Genomic DNA, 15,337 nt, shown 5'->3' on the forward strand with positions numbered 1-15,337 from the left:
CGGACGTGCGGCGGCTGGCCGCGGAGCTGGTCACCCGGACCGCCGGCGCCTTCTGGGCCGGCCGCACGCCCGGCAGCCGCCGAAGCGGGCAAGGCCTGGTCTTCTCCGCGGACCCGGCCGCTGCGGCCGCAGAAACCTATCCGCCCGGCAGCACCGTGGAACTGTCCACCCAGCTGCAGGCCTGGATGACCCTGGAGGCGGCCGCCGTCATTAGGTGACGCAAATGTTGCGCAATCCCCGCACGGTCCGCAACAATGGCGGAGAACGTTCCGCCGGGTAAGGCATACCTATCCTTGCTTCCGGCGTTTCTGCCCGTGTCCCCGAAAGGTTTCCCATGAAGTTCCGCCTCAAGCAGCTTCCCTTCGCTGCCCTCGCCGCCACCGCGGCGCTGACCCTGGCCGCCTGCGGTTCCGGCAGCTCCGCCCCCGAGGGCTCCGCCGCCGCCAGCTCCGGCGGCTCGGACATCACCGTCTATAACGCCCAGCACGAAACCATGACGCAGGCCTGGGTCGATGAATTCACCAAGGAAACCGGCATCAAGGTCAACCTGCGCCAGGGCGACGACACCGAGATGAGCAACCAGATCATCCAGGAAGGCGAGGCCTCCCCGGCGGACGTCTTCATCACGGAAAACTCCCCGGCCATGACCCAGGTGGAAAACGCCGGGCTCTTCGCCGACATTTCGGACACGGTCAAGGAGAACGTGCCGGAACAGTTCCGCCCGTCCTCGGGCAAGTGGACCGGCGTCGCCGCCCGTTCCACCGTCTTCGTCTACAACAAGGACAAGGTCAAGGAATCGGAGCTGCCCAAGTCCATCATGGACCTGGCGGACCCGAAGTGGGCCGGCAAGTGGGGTGCCGCCCCCGGCGGCGCCGACTTCCAGGCCATTGTCTCGGCCATGCTGGAGCTGAAGGGCGAGCAGGCCACCGCGGACTGGCTGAAGGCCATGAAGGAAAACGCCAAGATCTACCCCAAGAACGGCGCGGCCATGAAGGCCGTCAATGCCGGCGAGGTCGACGGCGCGGTGATCTACCACTACTACTACGCCGCGGACCAGGCCAAGACCGGCGAAAACTCCGCCAACGTGGCCACGCACTACTTCAAGAACCAGGATCCGGGGGCGTTCCTGAGCATCTCCGGCGGCGGCGTGCTGAAGTCCTCCCAGCACCAGGAGGACGCGATGAAGTTCCTTGAGTTCATCACCTCCAAGCAGGGCCAGGAAACCCTGGGCACCGGCTCCGACTACGAGTACCCGGTGGGCAAGGACGTCACCCCGCGCGAGGGCCTGGTCCCGATCGCCGACCTGGACGCCCCCAAGGTGGACGCCGCCAAGCTCAACGGCCAGAAGGTCGTCGAACTCATGACGGACGCCGGGCTGCTCTAGAACCGGTAGGCTTAATTGGTGCTCGATCTTCTTCCGGTAGCCGGGGTCCGATGACCCCGGCTACCGTCGGTTCCCGCCCCGGGCGGGGCCAGCCCGGGGGCCGGCCCCGGAACGCAGGCGCCGGCTCCCGCCCGCCGGCCGGCGTCGTGGCCGCGGCCGTCCTGGTCACGCTGGCCACCCTGATCCCGCTGGGCTTCGTCATCGTCATGACGGTGCTCACCGGCTGGGACACCGCGGTCCGGCTCATCTTCCGGCCCCGCGTGGGCGAACTGCTGTTCAATACCGTGGCCCTGATCCTGCTGACCGTGCCGCTGTGCATCCTGATCGGCATCGGCGCCGCCTGGCTGGTGGAACGCACCCGGCTGCCCGGAGCCCGGTTCTGGTCCGTGGTGCTCGCAGCGCCGCTGGCCGTGCCGGCCTTCGTCAACAGCTACGCCTGGGTGGGCACCATCCCCTCGCTCGGCGGCATCGGCGGCGGCCTGCTCATCTCGGTGCTGTCCTACTACCCGCTGGTCTACATCCCGGCCGCCGCGGCGCTGCGCCGGATGGACCCGGCGCTGGACCAGGCGGCGGCCTCGCTGGGGCTGGGCCGCTGGCGGAGCTTCCTCCGCGTCACCATGCCGCAGCTGTGGCTGCCGATCACCGGCGGGGCGCTGCTGGTGGGCCTGCACCTGCTGGCCGAATTCGGCGCCTTCTCCATGATCCGGTTCAACACCTTCACCACCGCCATCATGGAGCAGTACCGATCCACCTTCAACGGCGCCGCGGCGAACATGCTCGCCAGCGTGCTGGTGGCGTTCTGCCTGCTGATGCTGCTGATCGAATCCAAGGCCCGCGGCAATGCCCGCTACGCCCGGATCGGTTCCGGCGTCGCCGGCAGGCCCGTTCCGGTGCCGCTGGGCAGCTACCGGCTGCCGGCGCTCGCCGCCGTCGTCGTGCTGGCGCTGCTGGCACTGGGGGTGCCGCTGGGCAATGTGCTCCGCTGGCTGCTGGCCGGGGGTGCGGACATCTGGAACTGGCCCGTGGTCGGACACACGCTGCTGCAGACCCTGTTCTTCGGCCTGGCCGGCGCCCTGGTGACCGTGGTGCTGGCCTTCCCCATCGCCTGGCTGGCGGTGCGGCACCGCAGCTGGTTCACCCGGCTGCTCGAGGGCACCAACTACATCACCTCCTCGCTGCCGGGCATCGTGGTGGCGCTGGCCTTCGTCACCGTGGCCATCAACTTTGTCCGTCCGCTCTACCAGAGCGTGCCGCTGGTGATTGCCGCCTACGCCCTGCTGTTCCTGCCGCGGGCGCTGGTCAACCTGCGCGCCGGGCTGGCCCAGGTCCCCCGGGAGCTGGAGGAGGCCGCCCAGTCCCTGGGCCGGCCCCCGCTGGCGACCTTCCTCAAGGTCACCCTGCGGCTGGCCGCCCCGGCGGCGGCCGGCGGCGCGGCCCTGGTGTTCCTGGGCATCGCCAATGAACTGACCGCCACCCTGCTGCTCTCGCCCACCGGGGTGAACACCCTGGCCACCCGGTTCTGGATCCTCAGCGCGGAGCTCGACTACAGCGGCGCCGCCCCGTACGCGCTGATCCTGATCCTGCTCTCGCTGCCGATGACCTACCTGCTGTACACCCAGTCCCGGAAGGCCGCCGGGCAGTGACCATCCCGCCCCGCTCCCACGAAAGCATGGTCCCGTGAGTCCCGCCTCCGCCGATACCCCCACTCCGGACAGCCACCTGATCATCGACAAGGCCACCAAGGCCTTCGGCGACACCCCGGTGCTGCACCAGGTCAGCCTCTCCGTGCACCGCGGCATTACGACGGCGGTCGTGGGTCCCTCCGGCAGCGGCAAGACCACCCTGCTGCGCCTGATCGCCGGGTTCGAGGCCCCGGATTCGGGCACCATCACGCTGGCGGACGAACTGGTGGCCGGGCCGGGGAAGCTGGTGCCGGCGCACCGGCGCAACGTGGGCTATGTGGCCCAGGACGGCGCCCTGTTCCCGCACCTGAGCGTGGGCCGGAACATCGCCTTCGGCCTGGACAAGAAGAGGTTCTCCGGACGCGCCGCCGAGGCCCGGGTGGCCGAACTGCTGGAAATGGTGTCCCTGGAGCCCGCCTATGCCCGCCGCCGCCCGGACGAGCTCTCCGGCGGCCAGCAGCAGCGCGTGGCCCTGGCCCGGGCGCTGGCCCGCGAACCCGAACTGATGCTGCTGGACGAGCCGTTCAGCGCCCTGGACGCGGGCCTGCGCGTGGCCACCCGCAAGGCGGTGGCCCGCACCCTGGCCGAGGCCGGGGTGACCACCATCCTGGTCACCCACGACCAGGGCGAGGCGCTCTCCTTCGCGGACCAGGTGGCCGTGATGCGCCGCGGCGAGCTGGCCCAGATCGGCAACCCCTTTGTGGTCTACACCCGGCCCAGCGACCGGGAGACGGCCGAATTCCTCGGCGACGCGGTGATCCTGGACGCGGACCTGCAGGGCTCGCTGGCCACCTGCGCGCTCGGCGGCATCCCGGTGCGCCGACCCACCTGCCAGGGCAGGGTGCACCTGATGCTGCGCCCGGAGCAGATCCGCATTGTCCCCGAGGGCCAGATCAAGGGCACCGTGCTGGAAACCGACTTCTTCGGCCCCGAGGTCACCGTCCGGCTCCGGCTGCACGCCAACGGCCATGGCAGCGCGGACGGCGGCAAAGACCACCAGGAGACCATCACCATCCGGCACTGGAACGCCACCCTGGCCAAGCCCGGCTCCGAGCTGAACCTGCGCGTCATCGGCGAAGGCGTGGCCTTCCCGGCCTGAGTCCGGCCCTTCCCTCCCGCCCTTGGATTGTCCCTCCGGCAATCCCGCAGGCCGGGCCGGTGCTTGAAGCTTAAAGCCGGGCAGGACGGCCCAACCCGGGGCGCGAAGGCCGAGGCCGTGCCCTACGGCCTCTTCCGCTGCGGGTACGGCGCCTCGTGCCGGGCGAGCATCTGCACGAACTCGGCGATCTTCCGCTCCCGCGCCGCCGGGGTCTTCAGCGCGTTGAGCCGGTAGTAGAGGGCGTAGCGGTTCACCGAGGTCAGCACCTCGAACATCGCCTGCGCCTCGGGCACCGCCGCGACCGCGGCCACCAGGTCCGCGGGCACTTCCGCCGCGGCCTGGCCCGCATAGGCCATCTCCCAGCGCCCGTCGGCCTTCGCCGCCGCGACGGCGGCCCGCCCGGCCCCATGCATCCGGCCCGCTGCCTCCAGCCGCTCCACGTGCGCCACATTGCGCGCCGACCACGCGCTTTTCGGCCCCCGCGGGGTCATCCGCTGCCGGTAGCTGCCCGCATCCCGCCTGGCCAGCTGCCCGTCGATCCAGCCGAAGCACAGCGCCTCGTCCAGGGCGGCGTCGTAGGTCAGCGAGGTGACGGTGCCGCCCTTCTTGCCCAGCACCAGCCAGACACCGGGCGAAACGGCGTGGTTTTCCGCCAGCCAGTTGCGCCACGCAGCGGCGTCGGGCAGCAGCAGTTCGGGAAGTTCGGCAGCCATGCGCCCAGCGTAGCGCCCGAGGGCCCCGAACCGGGCTGGCCAGGTCCGGGAGGGCGCGGACCGGTGGTGCGGGGTTCGGAAGGGCATCGGGCGCCAGCCCGCCGCAGCCGGCGGCAAACCTCGCCTTACGTGACGGTTCAAGGGTCGTGCGGTAGAACAACTATATGAACGTACGCACCCCCGACCCGTATCCCGGCTGGCTGTCCGACGAAGACCTCTACGAGGCCAGGCAGCGCCTGCCCATGGTGTACGTGGAGGCCGTGCCGGTCCGGCTCGATGCGCTGGGCTACATCACCGAGGTGGGCCTGCTGCTGCAGGCCACCCCCGACGGCGAGATCGTGCGCTCCTTCGTCTCCGGCCGCGTGATGTACCGGGAGACCATCCGCGCGGCCCTGCTGCGCCATCTGGAAAAGGACCTGGGTGCCCTGGCGCTGCCGCAGCTGCCGGCCAGCCCCGTCCCCTTCACCGTGGCCGAGTACTTCCCGTCGCCCTCGGAAACCGGGCTCACGGACGACCGGCAGCACGCCGTCGCCCTGGCCTACCTGATCCCGGTCACCGGGGAATGCCACCCCCGGCAGGACGCCCTCGAGCTGACCTGGATGTCCCCCGAAGACGCCCTGGGCCCGGCGGTGCAGTCCGAATTCATCGGGGGCCGCGGCAACCTGCTGCGCCAGGCGCTGGCCCACGCCGGCTGGTGCCGCTAAACCCCGGGCCCTTCCGCGTGGCACCGCCGCAGCCTCGGTAACGGTTCCATATACTTAGGCGGGGCGGGGATCAGCCGGGTTGATGAAGGGTGTACCGATGATAGAGCTTCAGCCGAAGACATACATCAATATCGTCAAGGCCGAGGCGGTTACCCGGGGGCACAAATTCCTGACCCGCAGCCGCACGCACTCGGCCGCGGTGGTCTCCACCGCCGTCGAGCTCGACGACTTCGGCACGCCCGCGCTCATTGTCGCCACGCTCGAGGACGGCACCGCCGTGCGGATCGCCCACGGCTCCACCATCCGCGTGGTCTCCAACCGGCCCAAGCTGATCAAGGGCACGGCCCTGGCCCTGGCCGACGACCTGGAGCTGATTCCGGCCGAGGAGGGCACGCCGGAGGCCGTGATCGTGGGGGTGGCCCGCAGGCATCCGGACCGGGCCAAGATCCAGCGCATCTCCGCCCGGCTCAGCCGCGGGCTGAACACCAAGTCCGGCAGCAACCTCCAGGACGTGCGGGACCTGGCCCACGCCCTGTTCGTGGACCTGGACGACAGGGAGAACGCCCTGACCGTCTGCGGGCTGATCACCGACCTGCCCTATGACGGGAACTTCGGGCGCTGGAAGTGGATCGAGTCCGCCCTGGCGCTGTCGGCCTACATCAGTTACGAGGCCGGGGACCTGGCGGCGGCGGAAAAGTTCGCCGAGGCGCTGCGCGCCCCCGACAACGCCGACGACGATCCGTTCCGGGCCAAGATGAATGCCACCGTCCGGCAGCGCCAAATGAACGAGCCGAACCTGTACGACAAGGAGATCCACCGCGCCATGGCGGCGGTGGACAAGGCGGCCGAGCGGGACTGGCGGGTGCTGCGCCTGGGCGTGCTGATGTTCCTGCGTGCCCACGGCGGCTCGGAGACCCTGGACCCGCCGGAGCTGGACCGGCGGATCAGCAACGAACTGGTGGCCATCCGGGCGCTGAACGACCCGCGCTGACAGCTGCTGCCCGTCCGCAGGCTATGGCCACGCCATGCGGCCGGGGGTAGAGTCGGCACCATGTCGGATACCACTGTTGAGACAGAGCCGCTGAGCGTCCACATCAACGCCGACGCCCGGCAAGTTTGGGTCATGCTGCGGGAGCCGTCCCGGATAGCCCAGTGGCACGGCTGGGAAACGGAAGGCCTCGAGGATGAGATCAACCGGATCTACTTCACCAACGCCACCGAAGGCCAGGACCACAAGAGCCTCACGCTGGGCGGATACACCTTCGCGCTGGAACCGGTCGGGGACGGCACCCAGCTCACCCTGGCAGGCCCGCCGGACCAGCCGGACGAGGATGTCCTCGAAGGGTGGCAGGCCTTCCTGCAGCAGCTGCGCTTCACCCTCGAGCGGCACCCGAACGCCAGGCGCCAGACCACGTACTTCGCGGACAATTCCGTCCCGTCCGGCGGCGCCATCCACAACCTCGGCCTGGACAAGCTGCCCGCCCCGGGCGAGGACTACGAAGTCACGCTCGGCACCGGCGAGACCATCGCCGGGAAGGTGTGGTTCCGGTCCGCGCACCAGCTGGGCCTGACCGTGCATTCCTATGCCGAGCACGGGGACGGGCTGCTGATCGTGGCGGACCTGCCCAAGGCGCAGGGGCGGCCCGACGGCGGCACGCAGGTGCTGATTACCACCTACGGACTGGGCGCCAGGGCCCTGGCCGCGCTGCGCTCGAGCTGGGACGCCTGGCGGACCAGGCACTTCCCGTCCTCCAAGCCGTTGGTAATCGGCAACGAAGCCGGTCCCGTCCGGGGACACTGAATTCCTGCCGCCTCCTGCGGCCGGCGGCGCCGCCGGCCCTGGGCCTGCCTGCGCAGCGTCCGCCGGTGCATCGCATACACCAGCACCAGCCCGACGACGGCGCCGACCAGCGTCTGGAAGGCCCGGTCCACGAGCAGCGCCCCGGGCTCCGAGGGCCGGGCCAGCTCGGTCATGAGCAGTGCCATCGGCGTGATGAACATCAGCGCCGCGGCGTAGTGGCGGATGACGAACATCTCCGCCATGAACTGCATGAAGATCACCATCAGCACCATCGCCCACGGCTGCGGATGCCAGAACAGCAGCAGGGCCGTGGTGCCGACGCCGCCGAAGGTGCCGATGATGCGGTGCACGCCCTTGCGCACGCGCTGGGCCAGGGACGGGCCGGCCAGCGGGGCCACCGCGGCGACCATGGCCCAGTAGTTGTGCCCCGGTCCCACCACCGTCGCCAGGCTGCCGGCCGCCGCCGATGCCAGCCCGTTGACGCCGGCTTCGATGCCCAGCTCCCGCCACCGGGAGCGGTCGAACTGCGGGCGCCGGGGCAGCGCCAGCGAGGTCCGCCAGGCCGGGACCAGCCGGCTGCTGAGGCCCACCAGGATGGCGAAGACGATGGTCGCGAACGCGGTGAGCATGGTCTGCCACAGCGGTGCCGCGTGCTGGGTGGATCCGATCGCGCCGAATCCGAAGGCAAAGAAGATGACGCCTGCGGGCCGCAGCCCACAGTAGTTGACCGCCAGCGAAAAGAGCACCGCCACGGCCGAGACTCCGGCGACGATCAGCCAGGGCCCGCCGTCGAGCATGGACGCCGCCTGCGCGGAGAACATCATCAGCATCAGCAGGCCCCCGGCCTGCGCCTGGTGGACCAGCCGGCTGCCGTGCTCCTCGCCGCGGCCGTAGATCCCGGCAAAGCACCCGAAGGCCGCGAAGACCATCAGGTCGTAACGGCCCATCGCCAGCAGGGTCAGCAGCGGCACGCCGCCGCTGACCGCAACGCGCGCGGCGACGTAGTGGTCGTTGCGGGCAGGTCCTACCCGGAAGAATTCCCTGATGTGCTGCTTGACTGTGCCTGCCACTACTTCCCTGCGGGTCCTTTCGTCCGTCCGGCGCCAAAAACCGGTACCGGGCAGGCCGGCCGAAGCCGGCGGCCTGCCCGGTGCGGTAAATCCAAGGGGTGTCCCGGCGGGCGCTGCCTGCCCCGCCGGATCCGGTGGCAACTCGCCACATAACTAGTTTACCGGCTAACTACCTTCGCTGCCGACTTTTGTGATCAACCAGTCAGCGACCTGCCCGTCCGGGCCGGTTTGGCGCCGTCAGGCAGAATGGAGAGGTGCCCCAGACTGATTTTTCCTTCACCGTCGGCCGGCGCCTGGCCGAGACCGCCGCGCCGCCGCCGGCCCGGGCCGGCGCCGGCGGCGGGTTCCTCGGCCGCACGGGCACCATTTCCACCCCGCACGGTACGATCCAGACCCCGGCGTTCATCGCCGTCGGCACCAAGGCGACGGTCAAGGCCGTGCTGCCCGAAGCCATGCGGGACCTCGGCGCCCAGGCCCTGCTGGCCAACGCCTACCACCTGTACCTGCAGCCGGGCCCGGACGTGCTGGACGAGGCCGGGGGCCTGGGCAGGTTCATGAACTGGCCCGGACCCACCTTCACCGACTCCGGCGGCTTCCAGGTGATGAGCCTGGGCTCGGGGTTCAAGAAGGTCATCAACATGGGCGCGGTGGACCAGTCCGGGCCCGATGACCGGGTGGCCGCGGGCAAGGAGCGCCTGGCGCACGTGGACGACGACGGCGTGTGGTTCAAGTCCCACCTGAACGGGGACCGGCACCGCTTCACCCCCGAGGTCTCGATGCAGGTCCAGCACAAGCTCGGCGCGGACATCATGTTCGCCTTCGACGAGCTGACCACGCTGCAGAACTCCCGCGGCTACCAGGAGGAAAGCCTCGAACGCACCCGGCGGTGGGCCGAGCGGTGCGTCGCCGAGCACCAGCGGCTGACCATTGAGCGTTCCCACCGGCCGTACCAGGCGCTCTTCGGCGTGATCCAGGGCGCCCAGTACGAGGACCTGCGGCGCAAGGCCAGCCGGGACCTGGGCAACATGGACTTCGACGGCTTCGGCATCGGCGGCGCGCTGGAGAAGGAGAACCTGGGCACCATCGTGCGCTGGTGCAACGAGGAGCTGCCCGAGAACAAGCCCCGGCACCTGCTGGGCATTTCCGAGCCGGACGACATCTTCACGGCCATCGAGAACGGGGCGGACACCTTCGACTGCGTCTCCCCCACCCGGGTGGCCCGCAACTCCGCCTTCTACACCCCGCAGGGCCGGAAGAACCTGTCCAATGCCCGGTTCAAGAAGGACTTCACCCCGCTGGTGGAGGGCTGCGACTGCTACGCCTGCGCCCACTACACCCGCGCCTACATCCACCACCTGCACAAGGCCGGGGAGATGGTCAGCCACACGCTGATCTCCATCCACAACGAGCGGTTCATCGTGAAACTGGTCGACGACGCCCGGCTGGCGATTGCCGACGGCAGCTTCTTCGACTTCAAGGCGGAGACCTTGGGCCGCTACTACCGGTAGCGGCCCGGGCTGTTCTCCGCGGGGACCCGACGCGCTAAAGTGGACGCCAACTTCCACCGAAGGAGAGGCCATGTCCAGCCCCCGCGAAGAAGATTCCCCCAACCTCGACGACGTCATCGAACCGCAGGATGACGCCCTGCCCGGCCCCATCGCCCAGGGCCACGGCAAGATGCCGGACCGGCTCGACGACGATGCGCTGGCCGCGGCCACCGAACAGGAACGCGTCGACGCCGGCCTGCAGGATTATGCCCCCGGCCAGGTGCCCCCGGCCACCGACCCGCTCCCGGAGGGATCGTCCGAGGCCGCGGACCGCGCCCAGCGCGGGCTGACCGAGGACGAGGAGGGCCGGTAGCGGCCGGTCCCCTGCAGCAGAGCCGGCAGAGCACCGTGTGGCTTTGATGCGCCGTTGCCCACCCGATGCGCGGCCGGGCGGTCCGGCCCAGGGCCGGACCGGATTCCGGCTCCGCGGACTCCCCGCACCACCTGTTCGTCAGAATCAGCGGCGGTATTGGCACCGATTCTATTGCCGCCACAATCGGACGTGCCCTAATCCTCCTCCGGCCGTCCCCGCGCACGGCGGACTGCTTCGGCGGCCACCGCGACGAGGCTTCCCGCGATTCCCACGGCCGTGCCGAACAAGCCCGTCAGCAGGGGGACGAGCAGTCCGCCGCCAATAAAGGGCGACAACACGACGAAGGGCAGGCACAGCAGTGCCCCGGCTCCCGTCATGAAGGGCACCAGGACCAGAACGGAGAATCCGTTGCGGTGGAACCAGTTCCAGGCCGGCCACCACATGACCACGGTCCATCCCAACGCGATCAAGGCGCCCAGGCCCAACTGCCATAGGAAGGAGGCCGGACCGGATCCCGGTGCCCGCAGCATCAGATCGAAGACAGCGGAGACCGGGACGGAAGCCAGCGGGAAGGAGATAAACACCAGCCGGGCCTGTTGTTCGCCTGCCCTGCCTGCCGCCATGCGTCCCGCTTTCCGGTCGAGAGCCAAAGATTTACTCCCAGCCTGCCAGCACGGGCCCGGAACCGAAAATCCCGCTCCGCCGGAGGCCGTCCGATATGGAAAACCCGGGCCGCCAAACCATCGGTGACCAAGGCGAGGATGCAGCCGGCGTCCACCAGGCCCAGCCCGACCTGGCGACGGGAAACAGCTGCGGCACGGTCCAGGGCCACCCCGTTGCCAGGCCGGGGAACGCCGCGGACTTGCCGGCCATGCCCGCTTCAGCTGCAAGTGGCGGCCCCGTGCCAGGCGCCCGCGGCCTACGCGGCAACCGCCCCGTACGAGGGCTCGCGCCGCTTCACCCAGCCGATCACCGCCGTCGTCACCGGGACGAAGAGGAACTCCACCAGGGTCTTGTACACGAAGCCGACGACCACGTAATTGGCGAACATGCCGAAGCCGGTAATGCCGATCACCGAGGCCGCAATGGAGCAGAAGATCAGCGTGTCGGCGAACTCGCCCACCCCCGAGGAGCCCATCAGCCGCGCCCACAGCTTCGGCTCGCCGAAGCGGCGCTTCATGCGCACCAGCACCCAGGAGTTGATGGTCTGCCCGGCCAGGAAGCCCAGCAGGCTGGCCAGCACGATCAGCGGCACCGGGCCCAGCGCGTTCTCCAGCGCGGCCTGCTTCGCCAGCCCGTACTCATCGCCGAAGCCCGGCAGCGCAATGATCACCCAGTAGCACAGCGAGGCAAAGACCGAGAGCGCGAAGGTGGTGACGATGGCCTTGCGGGCCGCCTTGAAGCCGTAGACCTCGCTGATCACGTCGCCGAGGATGTAGGCCAGCGGGAAGAGGAAGAAGCCGCCGTCGGTGACGACCGGCCCCAGCAGCACGCCCTTGGCGGCGCCGATGTTGGACAGGATCAGCACCACGGCCATCACGGCCAGCATGATGCCGAAATACGGGCTGCCGATCGAGGCGAATTTGGCACGGGGGAAGGTCTGCAGTTGAGTCATCCGGTGGTTCACCCTTGGTATCTAGTGGTTCGCGCAACGCCCGCCTGCCACCCGGGCCGCCGTCAATTGTCCCATGACCGGCGCCCGGCACGTGTCTGCCGCGGCAATCCGACCCGGCGCCGAGGCAGCCGGGAATGTTTTACTGATACCGGCACGCATTTTCGAGGAGGCATGATGGCAGCGGCCGGGCCGCGGGAGGAACCGGGAGAGTACGACGACGGCATCGGCTTCGAGGAGTTCGACGACTTCGAGGACCACAACCCGCGCCACAAGGTGATTTTCGGCCCCGGCGCCTTCGCGGTCGGCTTCCTGACCACCGTGGCGGCGTTTTCCGTCGGAGTCCTGGTCATTTCGCTGGCCGGCAGCCCGTACGGCCAGCTGCACCTGAGCAGCACGATCTTCATGGCCCTGGTGGTCTTCCTGTACTCCGCCGCCATCGGGCTGGTCATCGGGGCGCCGATCGCCTTTGTGCTGGGCCTGCTGCTGCGGCCGGTGCGTGCCCAGTGGCTGCATGTGCTGGCCTTTTTCGTGGTGGTGGGGCTGGCGGCCTGGCTGATTTTCCTGGCCCTGTACGGCGGGGATCCGCTGGAGACCGTCTGGTTTGCCGCCCTGGTGGGCCTGTGCGCGGCGATTGGCCGCGCCTCGGTCTGGAAGATGGTTACCGTCCGCGGCTAGGACGGCGGCCCGATAGCATTCCCGATAGCATTAAGGCCATGTCTGTTTCGACCCCGCCCCCGATCACCCTGGCCATCGCCGGCTCCGAAGCCACCGGCGGTGCCGGCGCCCAGGCCGACCTGAAGACCTTCCAGCAGCTGGGCACCTACGGCATTACCGCCCTGACCTGCATTGTTTCCTTCGACCCGAAGGACAGCTGGAACCACCGCTTCGTCCCGGTGGATGCCCAGGTGATCGCCGACCAGCTCGAGGCCGTGCAGAGCTGCTACGCCGGTTCGCTGGAGACCGTGAAACTGGGCATGATGGGCTCGCCCGCGACCATTGACACGGTCGCCGCCGCCCTGAAGTCCCAGGAATGGAAGCACATCGTGCTGGACCCGGTGCTGATCTGCAAGGGCCAGGAGCCCGGCCACGCGCTGGATACGGACGAGGCGCTTAAGGCGAACCTGCTGCCGCTGGCCACCTTCGTCACGCCCAACCACTTCGAGGCCGAGTCCCTGGCCGGCATGTCCATCAGGACCGTCGAGGACCTGGCGGAGGCCGCCCGGCACATCCACGCGGCCTCCGGCGCGGCGGTGCTGGCCAAGGGCGGGGTCCGGCTCGAGGGCCCGGACGCGGTGGATGTCTACTTCGACGGCGAAACCCTGGAGGTACTTAGCACCCCGAAGGTGGGCGAGGTCGCCGTCAGCGGCGCCGGCTGCTCGCTGGCCGCCGCCGTCACCGCGGAACTGGCCAAGGGCGCCGCGCCGCTGGAGGCCGCCCGGAGGGCCAAGGAGTTTGTGACCGCGGGGATCAAGGCCCGGGTGTCCTCCAACGCCCCGTTCGACGCGCTCTGGCAGGGCGGCGCGAACTGACCTTTCCCTCGCCGGCATGCCCGCGGCACCGGCCCTGCACCCGGGGCGCCCGTTGACAGCAGGCGGCGGGAGCAGGAAACTTCTTATCGAAGGAACCCCCTGACGGGATTCCGGAGGCAAGCGTGATGCGCTGTTGCATCTGCCGTTCCTTTGAAGCGGTTTTTGTGACCTCCCGAATCCCTTCAGGGGGTTCCTTGCCTGCCGGCCCTTGGCGGGGCGACGATGCCTGCCGCCGGCCCGTCAGCCGGCGCCGGTGTCCAGAAGTTCCGCGGGCATCTGTTCGGCCCCGAGTACGTCCGCGAGCAGGCCCGGACTGATTGGCTGGCCGCGGCGGAGCACACTGATCTGTCCCGTGGACTCCAGTACCACGCAGGCCACTTCGGAGGTGTGCCGGATGCCCGCCAGGCGGAGCTTGGCCAGCATCTCCTCCTCTGCCACATGAGCCCGGACCATGTTCTCGCGCAGCATCCGGCGGCCGGCCATGAGCAGGATGGGCCGGCTGCTGACCAGATGCGCCGCGCCGCGGAACCGGCGGATCTGCCCGCTAAGTGCCTGCAGGGCCAGGAGCGTGACCAGCCCGACCAGACCCGCTGCCAGCGTTGGCGTGTACCCCAGGATGGCCCGGCCGATCACCGCCCCCAGGGCGATGACCGCGGCCAGGTCAAAACTGGACATCGTCGCCAACGTCCGCTGGCCCAGCACACGGATGACCAGCAGCACCACCGCGTACAGCGCGACAGCGGAAACCACGATCCTGAGGACGTCGGCCCAGCCCAGCCCGTAATCCTCCCACATACCAGCGCTCCTTTACCTTGGCAGGCCGGCCGCTTCCGGCCCCGTCAAGTCTGCCACGAGGCCGGGCGCAGGCCTCGCCAACAGTGCGGTGCGTACCTAGGCTGTAGGTACCGGCACAACATCCGGAGCAGCGGGAAGGGAGCAGATCCATGAGCACCGAGCGGAACCCGAACACCGGGGCCGGCGGCGACGCCGAAGAGGAACGCGCCGAGGAGGCCTTGGACGAGCAGCTGCAGGACCCGGAGGACCTGGCCCACGGCGGCAGTGAGGCCAAGGCCGAGGAACTCGAGAAGGAGGCCTACGGGGACCAGGACCGGGATGGGGAGACAGACACCCCCTACACCCAGTTCCCCGGCTGACTCCCGCGCCGGGCGCTTCCCCCGGGATCCTCCCGGAGGGCAGCGCCCCTGCGGTCCGGACGCCAGGTGCTGACCAGGGCGAGGGCCAGGAGCAGCTCGGCGATGTCCCCGCCGTAGTACATCAGTTCGCCTGCCTGCCGCAGCTGGAGGGCAGGCGCGGGCACCTGGACAAAGAGGCCGGCGTAGAGCAGCTGGGACAGGACCGCGTGGCCGGCAATCGCCGCCCCGAGCAGGACCAGGCGTACCGGCACCGAGGGCCTGTGCGGGGCCGGATCCGGTCCCGCCACCGCCCAGGCGAACAGGTACCCCGCGGCCAGGAAATGGAACATGACCGCACCGTGGAGGACGGGGTGGCCGGCGGCGGCCGCATAGAGAGGCGTGAAGTACAGCACGGCCAGCCCGCCCAGGTTCAGCGCCAGCGCGGTGGCCGGACGGGCAAGCATCTGCACCGGCCGGGACCGCAGCAGGCGGCCGATGGCCCGTGCCCGGGGTGCGGGCAGCGAGCGCAGCAGCAGGGTCACGGGCGCCCCCAGGGCCAGGCCGATGGGGGCGTACATGCCAACCAGCAGGTGCTGGTACATGTGCCCGCGGAAATCGTGGGGCGGAAAGGGTGAGAGCTGCGGGACCAGGGCCGAAACGAGGAGCCCGGCGCCGGCCAGGAAGGCGGCCGTCCGCCGGCCGCTCCAGCCGCGGGGTTCCCGGCGGCGGGCCAGGGCCAGCAGCAGC

General features: G+C 69.8%; 16 protein-coding genes and 2 pseudogenes. 12 read left to right on the forward strand and 6 right to left on the reverse strand.

From position 1 onward, the window contains the following. From ACFQ36_RS13670 to ACFQ36_RS13685, 4 genes and pseudogenes are all read left to right on the forward strand, one after another. Nucleotides 1–218, forward strand: a pseudogene (locus ACFQ36_RS13670) (glycosyl hydrolase); the annotation flags it as partial. A 116-nt stretch (nt 219–334) separates the two neighbouring features. Then, a complete protein-coding gene (locus ACFQ36_RS13675) occupies nt 335–1,384 on the forward strand; it encodes an iron ABC transporter substrate-binding protein (RefSeq protein ID WP_377014456.1) in 1,050 nt (349 codons plus the stop codon). Between the two features lie 50 nt (nt 1,385–1,434). Continuing rightward, nucleotides 1,435–3,027: an ABC transporter permease gene (locus ACFQ36_RS13680; protein WP_377014458.1), complete on the forward strand. Its 1,593-nt coding sequence runs from the start codon at nt 1,435–1,437 to the stop codon at nt 3,025–3,027. A gap of 34 nt (nt 3,028–3,061) precedes the next feature. Further along, on the forward strand, nt 3,062–4,165 hold the full coding sequence (locus ACFQ36_RS13685) for an ABC transporter ATP-binding protein (protein WP_377014460.1): 1,104 nt from the start codon (nt 3,062–3,064) through the stop codon (nt 4,163–4,165). A 122-nt stretch (nt 4,166–4,287) separates the two neighbouring features. Here the strand turns inward: ACFQ36_RS13685 and ACFQ36_RS13690 are convergent, their stop codons facing one another. Next, nucleotides 4,288–4,878 (reverse strand): YdeI family protein, encoded by a 591-nt coding sequence (locus ACFQ36_RS13690; protein WP_377014462.1) that lies wholly within the window; start codon nt 4,876–4,878, stop codon nt 4,288–4,290. A gap of 164 nt (nt 4,879–5,042) precedes the next feature. On the opposite strand from ACFQ36_RS13690, the gene ACFQ36_RS13695 reads away from it, so the two are divergent. From ACFQ36_RS13695 to ACFQ36_RS13705, 3 genes are all read left to right on the forward strand, one after another. Continuing rightward, nucleotides 5,043–5,582, forward strand: a complete 540-nt coding sequence (locus ACFQ36_RS13695; protein WP_377014464.1) for an NUDIX hydrolase family protein — start codon at nt 5,043–5,045, stop codon at nt 5,580–5,582. 97 nt (nt 5,583–5,679) lie between these two features. Further along, the gene (locus ACFQ36_RS13700; protein WP_377014466.1) at nt 5,680–6,573 is read left to right on the forward strand and encodes a DUF6707 family protein; all 894 of its coding nucleotides are present in this window, start codon (nt 5,680–5,682) and stop codon (nt 6,571–6,573) included. Nucleotides 6,574–6,633: 60 nt separating this feature from the next. Then, nucleotides 6,634–7,383, forward strand: coding sequence for an SRPBCC domain-containing protein (locus ACFQ36_RS13705; RefSeq protein ID WP_377014468.1), 750 nt, complete (start codon nt 6,634–6,636; stop codon nt 7,381–7,383). 95 nt (nt 7,384–7,478) lie between these two features. Here the strand turns inward: ACFQ36_RS13705 and ACFQ36_RS13710 are convergent. After that, a pseudogene (locus ACFQ36_RS13710) lies at nt 7,479–8,330 on the reverse strand (FUSC family protein); the annotation flags it as partial. Nucleotides 8,331–8,707: 377 nt separating this feature from the next. Between ACFQ36_RS13710 and tgt the strand changes: the two are divergent. Together tgt and ACFQ36_RS13720 are read left to right on the forward strand one after the other, a co-directional pair. Further along, complete coding sequence (gene tgt, locus ACFQ36_RS13715; RefSeq protein WP_377014470.1) at nt 8,708–9,961, forward strand: tRNA guanosine(34) transglycosylase Tgt; 1,254 nt, start codon at nt 8,708–8,710, stop codon at nt 9,959–9,961. Nucleotides 9,962–10,031: 70 nt separating this feature from the next. After that, on the forward strand, nt 10,032–10,313 hold the full coding sequence (locus tag ACFQ36_RS13720; protein ID WP_377014472.1) for a hypothetical protein: 282 nt from the start codon (nt 10,032–10,034) through the stop codon (nt 10,311–10,313). Between the two features lie 194 nt (nt 10,314–10,507). Here the strand turns inward: ACFQ36_RS13720 and ACFQ36_RS13725 are convergent, their stop codons facing one another. Together ACFQ36_RS13725 and ACFQ36_RS13730 are read right to left on the reverse strand one after the other, a co-directional pair. Beyond that, nucleotides 10,508–10,936, reverse strand: a complete 429-nt coding sequence (locus ACFQ36_RS13725; protein WP_377014474.1) for a hypothetical protein — start codon at nt 10,934–10,936, stop codon at nt 10,508–10,510. 296 nt (nt 10,937–11,232) lie between these two features. Then, nucleotides 11,233–11,928 (reverse strand): queuosine precursor transporter, encoded by a 696-nt coding sequence (locus ACFQ36_RS13730; protein ID WP_377014476.1) that lies wholly within the window; start codon nt 11,926–11,928, stop codon nt 11,233–11,235. A 171-nt stretch (nt 11,929–12,099) separates the two neighbouring features. Here ACFQ36_RS13730 and ACFQ36_RS13735 point away from each other — a divergent pair, with 171 nt between their 5' ends. Together ACFQ36_RS13735 and ACFQ36_RS13740 are read left to right on the forward strand one after the other, a co-directional pair. After that, nucleotides 12,100–12,603 (forward strand): hypothetical protein, encoded by a 504-nt coding sequence (locus ACFQ36_RS13735; protein ID WP_377014478.1) that lies wholly within the window; start codon nt 12,100–12,102, stop codon nt 12,601–12,603. A 38-nt stretch (nt 12,604–12,641) separates the two neighbouring features. Further along, the gene (locus ACFQ36_RS13740; protein WP_377014480.1) at nt 12,642–13,457 is read left to right on the forward strand and encodes a hydroxymethylpyrimidine/phosphomethylpyrimidine kinase; all 816 of its coding nucleotides are present in this window, start codon (nt 12,642–12,644) and stop codon (nt 13,455–13,457) included. 240 nt (nt 13,458–13,697) lie between these two features. Here the strand turns inward: ACFQ36_RS13740 and ACFQ36_RS13745 are convergent, their stop codons facing one another. Next, nucleotides 13,698–14,252, reverse strand: coding sequence for a DUF421 domain-containing protein (locus ACFQ36_RS13745; RefSeq protein WP_377014482.1), 555 nt, complete (start codon nt 14,250–14,252; stop codon nt 13,698–13,700). 149 nt (nt 14,253–14,401) lie between these two features. Here ACFQ36_RS13745 and ACFQ36_RS13750 point away from each other — a divergent pair, with 149 nt between their 5' ends. Next, entirely contained in the window at nt 14,402–14,611 is a 210-nt protein-coding gene (locus ACFQ36_RS13750) for a hypothetical protein (RefSeq protein ID WP_377014484.1), read from the forward strand. On the opposite strand, the gene ACFQ36_RS13755 is transcribed toward ACFQ36_RS13750, so the two are convergent. Continuing rightward, on the reverse strand, nt 14,590–15,337 hold a 748-nt coding region (locus ACFQ36_RS13755), incomplete at its 5' end, for a cytochrome c oxidase assembly protein (RefSeq protein ID WP_377014486.1). The genes ACFQ36_RS13750 and ACFQ36_RS13755 overlap by 22 nt on opposite strands.

The organism is Arthrobacter sp. GCM10027362 (assembly GCF_042679445.1).
Lineage (GTDB): Bacteria > Actinomycetota > Actinomycetes > Actinomycetales > Micrococcaceae > Crystallibacter.

Excerpts from the sequence above, each read along its gene's own strand:
- ACFQ36_RS13735 (WP_377014478.1), top strand. The coding sequence starts at position 12,100 with ATGATGGCAGCGGCCGGGCCGCGGGAGGAACCGGGAGAGTACGACGAC.
- ACFQ36_RS13730 (WP_377014476.1), bottom strand. The coding sequence starts at position 11,928 with ATGACTCAACTGCAGACCTTCCCCCGTGCCAAATTCGCCTCGATCGGC.
- ACFQ36_RS13750 (WP_377014484.1), top strand. The coding sequence starts at position 14,402 with ATGAGCACCGAGCGGAACCCGAACACCGGGGCCGGCGGCGACGCCGAA.
- ACFQ36_RS13680 (WP_377014458.1), top strand. The coding sequence starts at position 1,435 with ATGACCCCGGCTACCGTCGGTTCCCGCCCCGGGCGGGGCCAGCCCGGG.
- ACFQ36_RS13695 (WP_377014464.1), top strand. The coding sequence starts at position 5,043 with ATGAACGTACGCACCCCCGACCCGTATCCCGGCTGGCTGTCCGACGAA.
- ACFQ36_RS13700 (WP_377014466.1), top strand. The coding sequence starts at position 5,680 with ATGATAGAGCTTCAGCCGAAGACATACATCAATATCGTCAAGGCCGAG.
- ACFQ36_RS13740 (WP_377014480.1), top strand. The coding sequence starts at position 12,642 with ATGTCTGTTTCGACCCCGCCCCCGATCACCCTGGCCATCGCCGGCTCC.
- ACFQ36_RS13720 (WP_377014472.1), top strand. The coding sequence starts at position 10,032 with ATGTCCAGCCCCCGCGAAGAAGATTCCCCCAACCTCGACGACGTCATC.
- ACFQ36_RS13705 (WP_377014468.1), top strand. The coding sequence starts at position 6,634 with ATGTCGGATACCACTGTTGAGACAGAGCCGCTGAGCGTCCACATCAAC.
- ACFQ36_RS13675 (WP_377014456.1), top strand. The coding sequence starts at position 335 with ATGAAGTTCCGCCTCAAGCAGCTTCCCTTCGCTGCCCTCGCCGCCACC.
- ACFQ36_RS13725 (WP_377014474.1), bottom strand. The coding sequence starts at position 10,936 with ATGGCGGCAGGCAGGGCAGGCGAACAACAGGCCCGGCTGGTGTTTATC.
- ACFQ36_RS13745 (WP_377014482.1), bottom strand. The coding sequence starts at position 14,252 with ATGTGGGAGGATTACGGGCTGGGCTGGGCCGACGTCCTCAGGATCGTG.
- ACFQ36_RS13690 (WP_377014462.1), bottom strand. The coding sequence starts at position 4,878 with ATGGCTGCCGAACTTCCCGAACTGCTGCTGCCCGACGCCGCTGCGTGG.